This window comes from Neoalteromonas flava (genome assembly GCF_002807685.1).
GTDB classification, from domain to species: Bacteria; Pseudomonadota; Gammaproteobacteria; order Enterobacterales; family Alteromonadaceae; genus Alteromonas_E; species Alteromonas_E flava.
In genome coordinates this window covers 339917-355680 of record NZ_PEAX01000002.1, presented here as the reverse complement: position 1 = coordinate 355680, position 15764 = coordinate 339917, and the positions used below count along the sequence as shown (strand labels likewise).

Genomic DNA, 15764 nt, shown 5'->3' with positions numbered 1-15764 from the left:
TGGGTACCTAAACTCACAAATGTGGGTAAAAGTGGCAAATTGTGGATCATAATAATTTTTGACGGTCAGTAGTTTGCAAATTAGAGCTTCAAAATACGAATAATAAAAAACAACAAAGAAGGCTAGGGGAATGTTCCGCGGCGCTAATGCAATCAATCTTGACAGTAAAGGCAGGGTGGCTATTCCCACCAAGTATCGCCAAGCGCTGCTTGATGATTGTGGCGGAAATCTGGTTTGCACCGTTGATATACAACAAAGCTGTTTGCTGCTTTACCCACTTACCGAATGGGAAGAAATCGAACTTAAACTCACCAAACTCTCATCTATGATCCCGCAAGAGAGGCGCTTACAGCGCTTGCTTTTGGGCCATGCGACAGAGGGTGAAATGGACAAAAGTGGTCGGTTTCTTTTACCTCCCCCGTTGCGAGCTCATGCAAAGCTCGACAAACAAATCATGCTGGTCGGACAGCTGAACCGCTTTGAAATTTGGGATGCGGCGCTCTGGAGTGAACAAGTCAACGATGATATGGCAGCAGAGCAAGCGGGGGGCTTCGAACTCACAGAGCGTTTGCAGGACTTCTCACTGTGACGGCTGGCGTGTTTGAACATCGCTCGGTCTTGCTAGATGCTTGTATCGACGGTCTTAAGATAAAACCGGACGGACTCTACATTGACGCAACATTTGGTCGTGGTGGCCACTCGCAGGCGATCTTAGACCAACTCTCAAGCGAAGGACGGTTGATTGCGTTTGATCGCGACCCCATGGCCATTACATCTGCTCAACGTTTCAACGCTGATGAGCGTTTTCAAATTATCCATGAACCTTTTGGTGAATTGCAGCGCGTATGTGAAGAACAAGGTCTTGTGGGTCAGGTTGACGGTGTCTTGATGGATCTCGGCGTTTCATCTCCACAACTCGATGATGCATCACGTGGTTTTAGTTTCATGCGTGAAGGGCCACTGGATATGCGCATGGACACCACGCGCGGGATCAGTGCTGCCGAGTGGTTGGCTGTTGCTGATGAGCAGGATATCACGCAGGTGCTTAAAGAATTCGGCGAAGAGCGCTTTGGTAAACGTATTGCGCATGCGATTGTTGAGCACCGAGCGCATACCCCCATTACCACAACGTCTCAATTGGCGCAGATCATCGACCAAGCGATGCCGGTAAAAGACAAGCACAAGCATCCTGCGACTCGCAGTTTTCAGGGCATCAGAATTTACATCAACGCCGAACTTGATCAACTTCGCCAAGGCCTTAAAGCTGCCACTGAGGTACTTGCCAAAGAGGGGCGACTAGCAGTGATCAGTTTCCATTCGTTAGAGGATCGCCTGGTTAAGCGCTTTATGCGAGAGCAGAGTAAGGGGAAAAGCTATCCTGCACATATGCCTGTTACGCAGGCTGAAATAGATGCGGATAAAGTACTCCGGCTGATCGGCAAGGCGATTAAGCCTGATCAAGCAGAATTGAATGAAAATGTGCGAGCGCGGAGTTCTGTGCTTAGGGTGGCAGAAAAGTTATGACTCAAGTGCCAACCACCTTTAATCCAGTCGTCATTATGCTGACTGATGCAGCCCGCCACCCGATGCGGGTTTTGTTGTTTTTATTGGTAATCGTTAGCGCCCTCGCCGTGATTTTGAGTGCTCATATGAACCGGCAGGTCATTATTGCCAGTGAGCAACTTATGCAAGAGAAAGATCGCCTCGATGTGGAATGGCGACACTTACTTCTTGAGCAAGGCGCATTAACCGAGCACAACCGCATAGAAAGTTTGGTTAAACGTGATTTAGATATGCGTCGCCCTGAGCCTGCAGATGAAGTGATAGTGAGGCTCAAATGACAGTGCTAGTGAATAACAGTTCTGCGGTTAGTCCCAACGGTAATCGTCCTAAACTGCGCGGCGCTAAACAAAACAAGGCGCCGAATCTTATTAACTGGCGCTTCTTTGTCGTGTTGGGCAGTGTTTTGGCAGTATTTGCGGTGTTAGCTATGCGCGCAGCCTATATTCAGGTAATTGCGCCCGACGCACTCATTGAGCAAGGTGACAATCGTACTCTTCGCACTCGTAACTCTCTTGTTCATCGCGGGTTAATCGTTGATCGCAATGGCGAAGAGTTAGCGGTAAGCGTTCCCGTCCGAGCAATTTGGGCAGATCCCAAAATTATTCATCAAGAGAATGCATTTAATCAGCAACGTCGCTGGTTAGCGTTGGCAGAAGTGCTTGGTCAAGATATTAGTGAATTGTTGGATAAGGTAGATGACCCTAAACGTCGTTTTGTTTATTTGCAACGCCAAGTGTCTCCAGCAATGGCTGAATATGTTGAGCAACTTGATATACCTGGTGTCGGATTACGCAATGAATCACGGCGTTATTACCCCGCGGGCGAGGTGGCAGCGCATTTAATTGGTTTTACCGATGTCGATGACCGCGGTATTGAGGGACTAGAGCGTTTGTTCGATGATCATTTGACGGGCACACCATCGAGTCGAACCATTCGTCGTGATGCGAAAGGTCGACAAGTAGAAATCATTGAGCAAACCAATGGTGAGCAGGCAAAAGATTTACAACTAACCATCGATCAGCGTATCCAAGCAATGGCTTATAAAGCTATCAAACAAGCCACTGAGACGTATGCGGCAGCATCGGCATCTGCGATTGTGGTTGATGTCGCGACTGGCGACATTCTGGCGATGGTAAACAGTCCTTCTTTTAATCCAAACAACCGTCAAACAGTGGCACCTCATCGGGTGCGCAATCGTGTCATTACTGACCCTGTTGAACCAGGTTCTTCAGTAAAACCATTAGCCGTACTGGCGGCTTTAGAGTTTGGTATTGTTGAACCTGACTCGATGATTGACACCTCGCCCGGACGTATGCAGCTCGGCGGCAGCGTGGTATCTGATCCGCGCAACCTAGGCAAAATTGATTTGACCACAGTCGTGCAAAAGTCCAGCAACATGGGAACATCAAAGTTGGCTTTAGCGGTGCCTAAAGAATTCTTGATCGATACCTATTACAACATGGGCTTGATGTCAGATACGGGAACCTTGCTCGCGGGCGAGAGTTCAGGTTTATTTCACGAACGCAATCGCTGGTCTGAATTTGAACTCGCTACGCTAAGTTTTGGTTACGGTATTTCGGTCACGCCGGCCCAACTGGCGCGAATGTACCTCACTATCGCCAACGGCGGGATCAAGAAAAACCTCAATATTATTTTAGGCGAACAACGCCCACTAGCTTTCGAAGAGGAAGTCCGTGTGGTCTCTGAGCGCAATACTAAGGCGCTTATTGCTATGATGGAGAGCGTTACTCAAGACGGTGGTTCAGGGATAAAGGCCAGTGTTAATGGTTATCGTATTGCCGGTAAAACGGGCACGAGCCGCAAGGCCGTTGCGGGTGGGTACGGTGATGAGTATGTGAATATTTTCGCCGGTTTGGCACCTGTTTCTGACCCAGAGTTAGTCACCGTAGTGTTAATCAACGAACCGGGTGGTGACTTGTATCACTCAGGTGATACCGCCGCTCCCGTGTTTTCGCAAATTATGGGAGGCGCATTACGGCTCTTGAACGTAGCGCCCGACGCTACTGGCGGTGATATTTCTACGGTTCAATGGCTGGAAGCGCAAAGCCATGGTCATTAGTCAATTTGTACAAAGTATTGAACCACTATTAGCCAAATTCGGCGTACACGCGCCAGATGTGCGCGTTGAGCGTTTGGTTCTGGATAGTCGTGAAGTGTCAATTAAGACCGCTTTTTTAGCAGTGAAGGGGCATGAGTTAGACGGCCGAGAGTTTATTCCACAGGCGATTAGTCTTGGGGCTCCGGCTATCATTTGTGAGGCTGATGATGCCGCATCGCATGGCCGATGCACCATGCGGCAAAATTCGGTGATCGTCGAGTTTTACAATTTAGCCCAGGAGCTTTCGGCGCTCGCGGCTGCCTTTTATGATTACCCGGCAACCAAAATGACGACAATTGCGGTCACTGGCACCAATGGTAAAACTTCAGTTTCACAGTTGTTGAGTCAATTGCGCTGCGAGTTAGGCATGAAGTGTGGCTTGATCGGCACGCTTGGATATGGATTGTATCAGCATCCATTTAGCATGGACTCACTAATCGAAAGTCTCAATACCACTCCTGATGCATTGAATATGCATTACATTCTGGCTGAGATGGCGCAACAAGATGTGCATCAAGTCGCTTTCGAAGCATCGTCGCATGCTTTGGTTCAAGGCCGGCTAAATCAAGTTAAAACCGATGTGGCGGTGTTTACTAATTTGACACGCGATCACCTCGATTATCATGGCACCATGGAAGCCTATGCTGCAGCGAAACGTCGCTTAATTAGCCAACCAGCGTTACGTCATGTGGTTCTCAATGCCGATGATCCGGAGAGCAAGAACTGGGCAACCAACACGCCCGAACACGTAAAAATCACCTGGTATGGGGTAGAGGTAGACACGCAACAGTTCAACCCAAAACAACAATATTGTTGTGCTCGCAATATTACCAGTACCGCCACAGGGACACAGTTTGAACTTTACAGCAGTTGGGGCAATAGCCCTATCAAGTTACAACTGGTCGGGCACTTCAATGTATACAACGCGCTAGCTGCGGCGGCCAGTGTTTTAGCCCTTGGAACACGCTTTGCTGATGTATTGGCTGGCTTACCGCGTCTGGTGCCAGTTCCTGGTCGGATGGAGCTATTTGCACAAGCTAACACGCCGAGTTTAATTGTTGACTACGCACATACACCTGATGCCTTAGAGCATGCACTCTTAGCCGCAAAAGCGCATTGTGCAGGCAAATTATGGTGTGTGTTTGGGTGTGGTGGTCAGCGCGATACCGGTAAGCGCCCCCAGATGGGGAAGGTCGCTAGTGAGTTAGCCGACCATGTTGTGCTTACTGCCGACAATGCGCGCAACGAATCGGTTTCTGCCATCAGTCAAGACATTCGAGCAGGGATTACGAATGATTGCCCGGTTGAGGTGATTGATGATCGCAAGAGTGCGATCAGACATGCATTAAACGCTGCAGGGCCAGACGACATTATTTTGTTGGCTGGCAAAGGCCATGAAACTTATCAAGAAATTAATGGTGAGCGCCTCACTTATGATGAACGCGCGTTTGCTAAGCAAATTTTACAGGAGCATTCAATATGATTGCGGTTACTCTTCAATGGATTGCTGAACATGTGAAAGGCACTTTGCACGGCAACGATGTAACAGTCGATGCGGTAACAACCGATACGCGAGCTTTAACTGATGGCGCGCTATTTTTAGCCTTAAGTGGGCAAAATTTTGATGGCCACGCATTTATTACTGAAGCTGAACGTAAAGGAGCGAGTGCGTTAATTGTAAGCCAAGCCGTACATACTGAGTTACCGTATATTTTAGTTGAAGATACACATTTGGCGCTCGGCCTTTTAGGAGCCGCTATAAAGCAAAAAGTGGCACCGAAGACGGTCGCAATTACAGGTAGTAGCGGTAAGACCACAGTTAAGGAAATGACCTCAGCGATCCTACAGCGCCGCGGCAGCGTGTTGGCCACTGCTGGAAATTTCAATAATGATATTGGCGTTCCACTCACCTTGTTGCGCCTTGAATCTCAACATGATTTTGCAGTGCTAGAGCTCGGTGCCAATCATTTAGGTGAAATTGCTTACACCGTCGACCTGGTTAAGCCTGATGTTGCCACTATCGTCAACGCAGCAGCCTCACATTTAGAAGGGTTTGGGAGTTTATTTGGCGTCGCAAGAGCGAAAAGCGAAATCTTCAAAGCGCTTACGCAGCAAGGGACGGCGATATTGAATGCAGATAGTCAATTTATAGAGTATTGGCAAGGCAAGTTGAAGCGCCATAATGTACAAACGTTTAGCCAAGAAGGTAGCTCAGAGAGTGATTTTCATGCAACTGATATCACCTTAGGTTTAGATGGCTGTGCGTCCTTTCATATGCAAACACCACAAGGCTCGACGGGGATCAATTTGGTTCTTCCTGGGGTCCATAATGTCGGCAATGCTTTAGCCGCCGCCGCTTTGGCTATGAATGTGGGCGCCACACTCGAAGATGTGCGCGATGGCTTAGCCACTATGCAGCAGGTCAGCGGGCGTTTAAACGTCAAGCAACTATCTAATCAGATCCGTCTGTTAGACGACACCTACAATGCCAATGTGGCTTCTGTAAAAGCGGGGATCGATTTACTTTCCAGCTATTCAGGTCGGCGTATCTTGATTTTAGGTGATATGGCAGAACTGGGTAACAAAGCGCGAGTGTACCATCAGGAAATCGGCCAATACGCGCTAGAAAAAGGTATTGAACAAGCGTACACATTGGGAGTCCTCAGCCAACATGCGAGTGCTGTGTTAGGAGCCAATGGTCAACACTTTACTGAGCTAGAGGCACTGATTGCGACTCTAAATTCTGACTTAGCACTGGAACAGCGCGATATCACTATCCTAGTAAAAGGATCGCGCAGCGCCAAGATGGAACGAGTCACTCAAGCTATAGAGGAATCACCGTTGGGAAAGCGTGAACGCCGACGGGAGAAAATCGCATGTTAATTTGGCTCTCTGATTGGCTAACCCAGTTTGAACCGGGATTCAACGTATTCTCGTATCTCACGATGCGCGCGATTTTGAGCACGCTGACCGCGCTATTGATTGCTATTTTGATAGGCCCCGCAATGATCCGCTGGTTACAACGTCTTCAGATTGGTCAAACAGTACGTGACGATGGTCCCCAGACGCATTTAGCTAAAGCGGGAACGCCGACGATGGGAGGCTTGCTAATTCTCGCCGCTATACTCGTAAGCAGTTTACTCTGGGCTGATCTTACAAATCGTTATGTCTTGGCAACGCTTGCTATTGTAGTGAGCTATGGAGTCATCGGCTTTGTTGATGACTACCGCAAAGTGATCCGCAAAGATCCAAAGGGGTTGATTGCCCGCTGGAAATATTTTTGGCAATCCGTTATTGCGATTGTCGTTGCGTACTACTTATATAGCACTGCAACACTGGATGCGGAGACCGCGTTATTGGTGCCTTTCTTTAAGGAAGTGATGCCGCAACTAGGCGCGTTATATTTACTCATCGCATACTTTGCTATTGTAGGTACAAGTAACGCTGTCAATTTGACTGATGGGCTCGATGGTCTGGCGATAGTCCCCACTATTTTAGTGGCTGGGGCTTTGGCAATTTTCGCCTATGTAACCGGCAATGTTAATTTCTCTGCATATCTCAATATCCCTTATATTCCTTTAACCAGTGAACTGATGATTGTGTGCACAGCAATTGTTGGCGCAGGGCTTGGGTTTTTATGGTTTAACACCTATCCAGCGCAAGTGTTCATGGGGGATGTCGGGTCTCTGGCTTTGGGCGGTACGTTGGGGATTTTGGCTGTATTGGTGCGGCAAGAGATTGTACTAATTATTATGGGCGGCGTTTTTGTAATCGAGACCTTGTCGGTGATATTACAAGTTGGCTCATTTAAATTAAGGGGTCAGCGGATTTTCCGGATGGCACCGATCCATCATCACTATGAGCTTAAAGGTTGGCCAGAGCCACGCGTTATCGTGCGCTTTTGGATTGTTTCCTTGATCCTGGTGCTCGTTGGGTTAGCAACGCTGAAATTGCGCTAAAAGGTACTAATTAAGTGACTCAGTATACAGACAAAAATATCGCGATTATTGGGGCAGGTCTTACTGGCTTGTCATGTGCGCGTTATTTGCGTCAGCAAGCTGCTAATGTCACTCTATTTGATACTCGAGCGACGCCTTTAGCAGAGGTCAGCGAGCCGGTAACTTGGGGTGAGATACCAGCGCAGTCACTGTCTCAGTTCGACGCTGTGGTTGTGAGTCCTGGTGTACCCTTCGACTTGCCTGCCCTTGAATACGCGAAACAGGCAGGTGTTGCTGTTTTGGGTGATATTGAACTGTTTGCACAGGCGAATACGCGGCCAATCATCGGTATAACAGGGTCAAATGGCAAATCCACAGTGGTATCTTTACTCGGCCATATTTTTACCAGAGCAGGTGTTAAGACGGCTGTGATTGGTAATATAGGTACCCCCGTGCTTGATGCACTGCAGGATAAGCAGAACAGCGCGGTGGATTGGTTCATCCTAGAGTTATCCAGCTTTCAGCTTGAGTCCACGAGTTCATTACACTGCGATATTGCAGCGGTGCTGAATATATCTGAAGACCATCTGGATCGACATCATACGATGGAAGCGTACCGGAATGCGAAGATGCGCATATACGGTGGTGCTAAGCAGTGTTTGGTTTTGCGCGATGATCCTGTGCTATCCGCTTTTAAACACGATGCGCACCTGAGTTTTGGTTTGTCTCCCGCGCCGGTTGGTATGGCATGGAATCCCGAAAACCACATTGTTTATCACAATGGCATAGCTGCGCTTGATTTTTCGCGCTGTAATCTAGCCGGCGAACACAATGTGCTGAATGTGCAAGTGGCCTATTTAGTTGCCATATTAGCGGGCATTGAGCCGCAGTTGACTGTCGCTGCGATTGAAGATTTTCATGGAATTGCGCATCGCTACGAACAAGTTGGTGTGCGTCGAGGTGTAATCTGGATCAATGATTCAAAAGCTACCAATCCTGGTGCTGCATTAGCGTCAATTGTGGCAGCTAAAAAACAAACACAGAATAATTTAATTGTGATTATGGGCGGTGAAGCGAAGGGCGCCAATTTGGCAGTCCTAGCCGCAGAGTTAACTGACGTTCGTTACGTCATTGCACTGGGGCGTGATGGTCGTCAATTTCTCGCAATGCAGCCCAACAGTGTTTATGTAGACAACATGCAGCAAGCGGTTGAATTAGCTGAAAGCATCGCACAGTCAGGCGATATTATTTTGCTGGCTCCAGCATGTGCTAGCCTGGATATGTTTAAAAACTATCAACATCGTGGTGATTGTTTCAAGCAAGCTTTTGCGGAGCTAGCAGCATGATGTCTTTCTCACCGGCGAAATTATCCTTAGCTCAACTGTTTGCTTTACAGCATAGTGATAATGCACCGCGATATTACGATTTAACCATCGTATTAGTGTCTATAGCATTGATGGCCATTGGCTTTGTTATTGTGACATCGGCGTCAATGCCGGTCGCTGCGCGATTGTTCGATAATCCATTTCATTTCGCCATTCGCCACACTATTTATTTGGGCTTGGCTATTTCAGCTGCCATCGTTGTATTACAAATACCGATGCAGTTCTGGCGTGTGACCAATCCTTACTTATTATTGGCTGCCATAGGCTTACTGGTGGCAGTTTTGCTGATTGGGCGCAATGTAAACGGTAGTACACGGTGGTTGGTGTTTGGGCCAATTACAATTCAAGCGGCCGAACCCGCCAAACTATTCTTTTTTTGTTACTTGGCCGGTTACTTGGTACGTCGCTATGAAGAGGTTACAGAAAATTTAAAAGGGTTTGTAAAGCCACTCATTGTTTTCTTTGTTTTGGCGCTACTTTTACTACTGCAACCAGACCTTGGAACTGTAGTAGTTATGCTAGTAACGACGATTGGTTTACTGTTTCTCGCTGGCGCACGGTTATGGCAATTTTTTGCCTTGGTGTTTGTTGGACTGCTGGCCGTAGTTGCGCTGATTGTCTTTGAAGAATATCGCATGCGCAGGATTACCTCGTTTTTAGATCCTTGGGCCGATCCGTTTGGCAGTGGATACCAGCTCACGCAATCATTGATGGCATATGGACGTGGGGATTGGTTTGGTCAAGGACTCGGCAATAGTTTACAAAAACTTGAGTTTTTGCCTGAAGCACATACCGATTTTATTGTTGCTATTCTCGCAGAAGAACTGGGCTTTTTTGGGGTAGTTAGTGTTTTAGTTCTGGTTCTTGTTTTAGTCATCAAGGCTTTGGGTATTGGCAATAAAGCGATTGCTCAGAATCGACCTTTCGATGGATTTTTGGCTTATGCCATTGGCATCTGGTTTAGTTTTCAAACTGCAATAAATGTAGGGGCTAGCGCTGGTATCTTACCCACCAAGGGATTGACATTGCCTCTGGTAAGCTATGGTGGTTCGAGTCTGATAACCATGATGGTTGCAACCGCAATTCTCCTGCGGATTGATTTCGAAATGCGTGTTGAGGGAGTACAAGCCTTGGGTAACAGCAAGGTGCGCGGAAAGAGGCGTTTAACGCAGCCAGCAGAAAGTCAGGAGGCCAATGATGACTAGTTTGGCTTCTGGTTCAGCAAAAAACATTTTGATCATGGCTGGTGGAACTGGTGGGCACATATTCCCTGGTATCGCTGTAGCTGAGTACCTGCGTGCACAAGGATGGGAAGTGCATTGGTTAGGCACTGCCGATCATATGGAAGCTGAAATCGTACCCAAGCACTTAATACCTATCCATTTTATTGAGGTGAGTGGACTACGTGGAAAGGGCCTGCTGAGTAAAATCAGTGCAGTTATCAAATTGGTCACAGCGATCGGCAGCGCATGGCGCCTGATCCGTCGATTACAACCTGATGTTGTGCTCGGAATGGGAGGGTATGCCAGCGGAGCGGGTGGCATCGCCGCGCGCATGCAAGGAATACCCTTGCTCATTCATGAGCAAAACGCCGTGTTAGGACTTACTAACCGCTGGTTAGCAAAAATAGCATCGCGAGTACTACTTGGATTTGCAGGCGCTGCGCGGGGATTACCCCAATCCTCGGCAACTGAAGTTACAGGTAATCCTGTCCGCGCGAGTATCGGCCAAACGACATCAGCGCACGCCGCTGGTGAGGGAGGTGCGTTGCGGATTTTAATCATTGGTGGAAGTTTGGGCGCTAGGCCATTTAACCAAGAATTACCAGGGCTGTTGGCATCACTCCACAATATCGAAGTTCAGCATCAAACCGGCAAGGGTAACGCAGCGGCTGTGGAGCAAGCGTACATTGAAAAACATCCAGTCGGGACCATCAGGGTATGCGAATTTATCGAAGATATGGCAGCAGCTTATCAATGGGCTGATTTGGTGATCTGTCGCGCTGGAGCGATAACCGTGACAGAAATTTCGCTGTCTGGAATTGCCGCTATTTTTATTCCATTGCCGCATGCCGTTGATGACCATCAGACCGCTAATGCTCGGTCATTGGTAGAGCGACGCGCAGGGTATTTAGTCAACCAAGTAGATATGCAAACCCAATTGCCACAATTGTTGGCCACTATTCAAGAGGATCCTAAACAGTTGGATGAAGTTCGCCTAAATGCTCTTGACTGTTCAATTGCTGATGCGACTCAACGGGTTGCTCAGATATGTGACCAAGTCAGTAATAGTAAGCGCAGGAAGACTATCGGAGGGGCGGTTTTATGAATGACATGACACCGTTTAAAAATCCACAAATGCGCCAGATCCAGCATATCTTTTTCGTTGGAATTGGTGGCGCTGGTATGGGCGGTATTGCTGAAGTTTTATTAAACGAAGGTTATCAAGTCAGCGGTTCAGATATTCAGACCAATGCGATGACTGAACGCTTGAGTCGCTTGGGAGCGAATGTTCATATTGGACATGCAGCCAACAACATAGCAAACGTTAATGTTGTGGTCGTGTCGAGCGCAATAAATCCGCAAAACCCCGAGATCCAAGCCGCACAAGAGCAACGTATCCCGATTATTCGCCGCGCTGAAATGTTGGCCGAGATCATGCGTTTTAGGCATGGTATAGCGATTGCCGGAACCCATGGTAAAACCACTACAACGAGTCTAATTGCCACTATTTTCGCTGAAGCAGGCCTAGATCCTACGTACGTCATCGGTGGCCTACTCAATGGTGCCGGTACCAACGCAAAACTTGGCACCAGTCGATTCTTAATTGCTGAAGCCGATGAATCGGACGCGTCTTTTTTACATTTACAGCCAATGATTTCAGTGGTCACTAACATTGAGGCTGACCATATGGACACGTATGACGGCGACTTCGAAAGGATGCAGGATACGTTCATTCAATTTTTGCATAATCTCCCGTTTTATGGCCGCGCAGTGGTTTGTGGAGATGACCCTGTGATCCGTAATTTACAGCCACGGATCGGGCGCAATACACTAACCTATGGTCTGGCCGAGCATAATGACGTGATAGCAAAGCATATACGCGCAGTGCCTGGCGGTATGCAGTTTCACGTATCGCGAACGGGTTTTGCCGATTTGCCTATCGAATTAAAACTCTCCGGCGAGCACAATGTACTCAATGCGCTTGCTGCAATTGCGGTTGCACAGGACGAAGGCATCTCAGCGCAGCACATTCAATCTGCACTTAGTCAATTTGCCGGCATTGGACGCCGTTTTGAACAGCTCGGTGAGTTTTCTGTTGGCAGCGGAGCTGTTACCTTGGTTGATGACTATGGTCATCACCCCACTGAGGTTAAAGCTACCTTAGCGGCAGCACGGAACAATTGGCCACAAAAGCGGATTGTGATGATCTTTCAACCGCATAGGTATTCGCGTACCCGCGACCTTTACGAAGACTTCGTCGACGTATTATCGACCGTGGATGTATTGCTTTTACTTGATGTTTATGCGGCCAGTGAGCAGCCCATAGAAGGTGCTGACAGTCGTGCGTTATGTCGCTCGATTCGTATGCGTGGGCAAATTGAACCAATATATGTTGGCGAGAGCAGCAAATTGCCAGAATTATTATCTAACGTGCTACAGCCTGGAGATGTATTGCTGACTCAGGGAGCGGGTAGTGTTGGCGCATTAGCAAAGAATTTACAAGCGGCAGAATTATCATTACCTGATATGCAGCGGAGGTTGGCGCAATGACGACATCTATGCAGCGCTATTCAGCACACGATTTCGGTAAAGTCGCGGTGATGTTTGGCGGGCAATCAGCTGAACGCGAAGTGTCGCTGAACTCAGGGGCTGCCGTGCTTGCTGCGTTGCATGCTCAGGGCATTGATGCCCATCGCTTTGATCCGGCAGAGAGAGCCTTAACTGAATTAGTCTCTGAGCAGTTTGACCGAGTAATGATCATGCTACATGGCCGAGGTGGCGAAGATGGATCATTACAAGGGGCTTTGGAGCAACTTAAAATACCCTACACAGGCAGCGGTGTTCTTGGATCTGCGTTGGCGATGGACAAGGTTCATACCAAACAAATATGGCAGTGTTTAGGGCTACCAACAGCAAAATATAAAATTGCTGACAAAAGGCGCTTTGACGTTGGATCATGCGGCGCTATAATGCATGAGTTGGGGAACATCGTCATGGTCAAACCTGCTCGAGAAGGCTCGAGTATTGGGATGGCAAAAGTGACAAGCGCTAAACAATTAGAAACTGCCGTAAAAGCAGCGTTCGACTATGATCGACACGTATTAATAGAGCAGTTCATTGATGGTCCGGAGTACACGGTTGCCGTTTTAGGTAGCCAAGTATTACCGTCCATTCGTATGTCTACCCCTCATGTTTTTTATGATTATTCTGCCAAATATCAGGATAACACCACGGAGTATTTTTGCCCCAGTGGATTATCTACCGAACGCGAGCAGCGCATTGCCGCGCTTTCGTTGCAGGCTTTCGAGGCACTGTCATGCAGTGGCTGGGGCCGGATTGATTTAATGCAGGATACGCACGGTGAATTCTTCCTGTTGGAAGCTAACACCGTGCCCGGAATGACTGAAAAGAGTCTAGTGCCCAAAGCGGCAGCCGCTGCGGGTATTGGTTTTCAACAATTGGTGGTTGAGATTTTGGCGACCAGTTTGGCGAGTGCAGTGTCATGACCCCGACTGAGCAGCGCAGCACGACATTTTGGGCTGGCGTAGTTTTTTTAGTGCTGGTATTGATTGTGGGCGGGCTAACCGCTGCAAGTGTGTACCGTTGGCTAAATGACGCTCAAGCGATGCCTGTGCAACAGATCGTGTTTGAGGGAGAACGCACGCACATCGATGAAAGTCGTTTAGAGGCGTTGATCCGCAAGCAACAGCCGGGCAGTTTTTTTGCCTTAGATGTAAATGATGTTTACGCGTTGTTGGAGAGACAGCCTTGGGTTTACCGGGCCTCAGTGCGCAAACAATGGCCGAATCGCTTAACGGTTTATATCGTTGAGCAACAGGCCGTAGCACATTGGAATGACGATTTGTTGCTAAACCCTTTCGGCGAGACATTTGCTGGAGGTAATGCGATTCAAGGTCTGCCGCGCCTGTATGGTCCAGGTGGGAGTGAGAAAACGGCATTGCAGGGGTATAACGCCATGCAAATGATTTTAGCAGGTGCAGCATTGCCGATTGATGAGTTGTTTTTGAGTGAACGATTTGCGTGGCAATTGACGCTGAAAAATCAGATTAAATTGAATTTAGGTCGACAGGAATTTATCGACCGATTACAACGTTTTGTGGATGTTTTCCCTTTGATAAAACAACAGCAAAGAGCCGTTGAATATATTGATTTACGCTACGACACCGGACTAGCAGTGGGATGGTCGGATGCCAGTAACATGAGTGAGAATGTATAAGTATGTCCAAAGTAATGGATAGAAACCTAATCGTTGGTTTAGATATCGGTACCAGCCAGATCAAGGCGGTTGTCGGAGAGTTATTAGACGACAATTCGTTGAGCGTGGTTGGTGTTGGTACGCACTCATCAAAAGGCATGGACAAAGCCGGCGTAAATGATTTGAATCTGGTCGTTCAATCGGTGCAGCGTGCGATCAATGAAATGGAATTGATGGCAGATTGCCGGGTTTCTTCGGTCTTTTTGGCAATTTCTGGTCGTCATGTGCAGTGTCAAAACGAGAATGGCATGGTGCCAATCAATAATCAGGAAGTGACGCAAGAAGACGTGGATAACGTTATCCATGCCGCGCGCTCAGTGCCTATCGCAGCGGAACGCCGACTCCTGCACGTGTTACCGCAGGAATTCACGATTGACGTACAAGAAGGGATCAAAAATCCGATTGGTATGTCTGGAGTGCGGATGGAAGCTAACGCGCATATCATCACCTGTGCTGATGACATGGCGAAAAACATTGTCAAATCGGTTGAACGTTGCGACTTACATGCAGACCAATTAATTTTCTCTGCGTTGGCTTCGAGCTACGCGGTGCTTACCGACGACGAGCGCGAACTGGGTGTTTGTGTAGTCGATATTGGCGGCGGTACCATTGATATTGTGGTTTATACAGATGGTGCCATTCGCCACACCGCAGTTATTCCAGTAGCTGGCAACCAAATCACCAGCGATATTGCAAAAATATTCCGTACGCCTATTAGCAATGCTGAAGAAATCAAGGTGAACTACGCCTGCGCATTGAAAGATATGGTCAGTATGGAAGATACCATTGAGGTACCTAGTGTTGGTGGTCGTCCGGCTCGTGCGATGTCACGCCACACACTGGCGGAAGTTATTGAGCCACGATACCAAGAGCTGTTTGAACTGATCTATGAAGAAATCCAAGCGTGTGGATTAGCCGAACAAATCGCAGCGGGCTTGGTATTGACCGGAGGCACTGCGAAAATGGAAGGTGCCGTTGAGTTTGCTGAAGAAATTTTTCAGATGCCTGTGCGAGTGGGTAAGCCGCTTGCAGTAAAAGGATTATCTGAGTATGTAGATGATGCGAGTTTTGCGACTGTAGTTGGGTTATTGCAGTACGGAAAGCTCCACATGGATAATAAGAAAACTAAAAAAAGTAAGTCTGGCGAGGGCATTTTTAGTCGTGTCCAAAGCTGGTTTAAGGGTGAATTTTAAGCGTTAAATCGTTTGGTGGATTTACCTAAACCCTGGATGGTTTAGTTGATTAACCAAGCACAATGAA

At 47.9% G+C, this 15764-nt stretch carries 14 protein-coding genes; all 14 read left to right on the top strand.

The genetic code is table 11. The annotated features are described in order from the left end of the window. Window positions 1–130 precede the first annotated feature (130 nt). Genes mraZ through ftsA form a run of 14 tightly spaced genes read left to right on the top strand, consistent with a single transcriptional unit; the run spans window position 131 to window position 15697 of the window. The gene (gene mraZ / locus CSH92_RS05450; RefSeq protein WP_100656598.1) at window positions 131–589 is read left to right on the top strand and encodes a division/cell wall cluster transcriptional repressor MraZ; all 459 of its coding nucleotides are present in this window, start codon (window positions 131–133) and stop codon (window positions 587–589) included. Next, window positions 586–1524 (top strand): 16S rRNA (cytosine(1402)-N(4))-methyltransferase RsmH, encoded by a 939-nt coding sequence (gene rsmH / locus CSH92_RS05445; RefSeq protein ID WP_100656597.1) that lies wholly within the window; start codon window positions 586–588, stop codon window positions 1522–1524. Before mraZ ends, rsmH begins: the two co-directional genes overlap by 4 nt. Before the next feature lie 35 nt (window positions 1525–1559). Continuing rightward, window positions 1560–1841 carry a cell division protein FtsL gene (gene ftsL / locus CSH92_RS05440; protein WP_420807495.1) on the top strand — a complete coding sequence of 94 codons (282 nt, stop codon included), beginning with the start codon at window positions 1560–1562 and terminating at the stop codon, window positions 1839–1841. Beyond that, complete coding sequence (locus CSH92_RS05435) at window positions 1838–3643, top strand: peptidoglycan D,D-transpeptidase FtsI family protein (RefSeq protein WP_100656595.1); 1806 nt, start codon at window positions 1838–1840, stop codon at window positions 3641–3643. The genes ftsL and CSH92_RS05435 overlap by 4 nt, the downstream gene beginning before the upstream one ends. Further along, a complete protein-coding gene (locus CSH92_RS05430; RefSeq protein WP_100656594.1) occupies window positions 3633–5165 on the top strand; it encodes a UDP-N-acetylmuramoyl-L-alanyl-D-glutamate--2,6-diaminopimelate ligase in 1533 nt (510 codons plus the stop codon). The genes CSH92_RS05435 and CSH92_RS05430 overlap by 11 nt, the downstream gene beginning before the upstream one ends. Continuing rightward, a complete protein-coding gene (murF, locus tag CSH92_RS05425) occupies window positions 5162–6565 on the top strand; it encodes a UDP-N-acetylmuramoyl-tripeptide--D-alanyl-D-alanine ligase (protein ID WP_100656593.1) in 1404 nt (467 codons plus the stop codon). Before CSH92_RS05430 ends, murF begins: the two co-directional genes overlap by 4 nt. Beyond that, window positions 6559–7641, top strand: a complete 1083-nt coding sequence (mraY, locus tag CSH92_RS05420) for a phospho-N-acetylmuramoyl-pentapeptide-transferase (RefSeq protein ID WP_100656592.1) — start codon at window positions 6559–6561, stop codon at window positions 7639–7641. Before murF ends, mraY begins: the two co-directional genes overlap by 7 nt. Window positions 7642–7655: 14 nt before the next feature. Then, window positions 7656–8966 (top strand): UDP-N-acetylmuramoyl-L-alanine--D-glutamate ligase, encoded by a 1311-nt coding sequence (gene murD / locus CSH92_RS05415; protein ID WP_100656591.1) that lies wholly within the window; start codon window positions 7656–7658, stop codon window positions 8964–8966. Then, the gene (ftsW, locus tag CSH92_RS05410) at window positions 8966–10210 is read left to right on the top strand and encodes a cell division protein FtsW (protein ID WP_100656590.1); all 1245 of its coding nucleotides are present in this window, start codon (window positions 8966–8968) and stop codon (window positions 10208–10210) included. The genes murD and ftsW overlap by 1 nt, the downstream gene beginning before the upstream one ends. Then, complete coding sequence (gene murG, locus CSH92_RS05405) at window positions 10200–11333, top strand: undecaprenyldiphospho-muramoylpentapeptide beta-N-acetylglucosaminyltransferase (protein WP_205662126.1); 1134 nt, start codon at window positions 10200–10202, stop codon at window positions 11331–11333. Before ftsW ends, murG begins: the two co-directional genes overlap by 11 nt. Further along, window positions 11330–12778, top strand: a complete 1449-nt coding sequence (gene murC, locus CSH92_RS05400) for a UDP-N-acetylmuramate--L-alanine ligase (protein WP_100656588.1) — start codon at window positions 11330–11332, stop codon at window positions 12776–12778. The genes murG and murC overlap by 4 nt, the downstream gene beginning before the upstream one ends. Beyond that, on the top strand, window positions 12775–13734 hold the full coding sequence (locus tag CSH92_RS05395) for a D-alanine--D-alanine ligase (RefSeq protein WP_100656587.1): 960 nt from the start codon (window positions 12775–12777) through the stop codon (window positions 13732–13734). The genes murC and CSH92_RS05395 overlap by 4 nt, the downstream gene beginning before the upstream one ends. Next, window positions 13731–14465: a cell division protein FtsQ/DivIB gene (locus tag CSH92_RS05390; RefSeq protein ID WP_100656586.1), complete on the top strand. Its 735-nt coding sequence runs from the start codon at window positions 13731–13733 to the stop codon at window positions 14463–14465. Before CSH92_RS05395 ends, CSH92_RS05390 begins: the two co-directional genes overlap by 4 nt. 2 nt (window positions 14466–14467) lie before the next feature. Then, complete coding sequence (gene ftsA, locus CSH92_RS05385) at window positions 14468–15697, top strand: cell division protein FtsA (RefSeq protein WP_100656585.1); 1230 nt, start codon at window positions 14468–14470, stop codon at window positions 15695–15697. Window positions 15698–15764: the final 67 nt, after the last annotated feature.

What these genes read in the sequence shown, in the direction of transcription:
- ftsW (WP_100656590.1), top strand. Translation starts at nt 8,966, where the DNA reads ATGTCTTTCTCACCGGCGAAATTATCCTTAGCTCAACTGTTTGCTTTA.
- murF (WP_100656593.1), top strand. Translation starts at nt 5,162, where the DNA reads ATGATTGCGGTTACTCTTCAATGGATTGCTGAACATGTGAAAGGCACT.
- CSH92_RS05435 (WP_100656595.1), top strand. Translation starts at nt 1,838, where the DNA reads ATGACAGTGCTAGTGAATAACAGTTCTGCGGTTAGTCCCAACGGTAAT.
- murG (WP_205662126.1), top strand. Translation starts at nt 10,200, where the DNA reads ATGATGACTAGTTTGGCTTCTGGTTCAGCAAAAAACATTTTGATCATG.
- CSH92_RS05395 (WP_100656587.1), top strand. Translation starts at nt 12,775, where the DNA reads ATGACGACATCTATGCAGCGCTATTCAGCACACGATTTCGGTAAAGTC.
- murC (WP_100656588.1), top strand. Translation starts at nt 11,330, where the DNA reads ATGAATGACATGACACCGTTTAAAAATCCACAAATGCGCCAGATCCAG.
- ftsA (WP_100656585.1), top strand. Translation starts at nt 14,468, where the DNA reads ATGTCCAAAGTAATGGATAGAAACCTAATCGTTGGTTTAGATATCGGT.
- ftsL (WP_420807495.1), top strand. Translation starts at nt 1,560, where the DNA reads ATGCTGACTGATGCAGCCCGCCACCCGATGCGGGTTTTGTTGTTTTTA.
- CSH92_RS05430 (WP_100656594.1), top strand. Translation starts at nt 3,633, where the DNA reads ATGGTCATTAGTCAATTTGTACAAAGTATTGAACCACTATTAGCCAAA.
- mraZ (WP_100656598.1), top strand. Translation starts at nt 131, where the DNA reads ATGTTCCGCGGCGCTAATGCAATCAATCTTGACAGTAAAGGCAGGGTG.
- mraY (WP_100656592.1), top strand. Translation starts at nt 6,559, where the DNA reads ATGTTAATTTGGCTCTCTGATTGGCTAACCCAGTTTGAACCGGGATTC.
- CSH92_RS05390 (WP_100656586.1), top strand. Translation starts at nt 13,731, where the DNA reads ATGACCCCGACTGAGCAGCGCAGCACGACATTTTGGGCTGGCGTAGTT.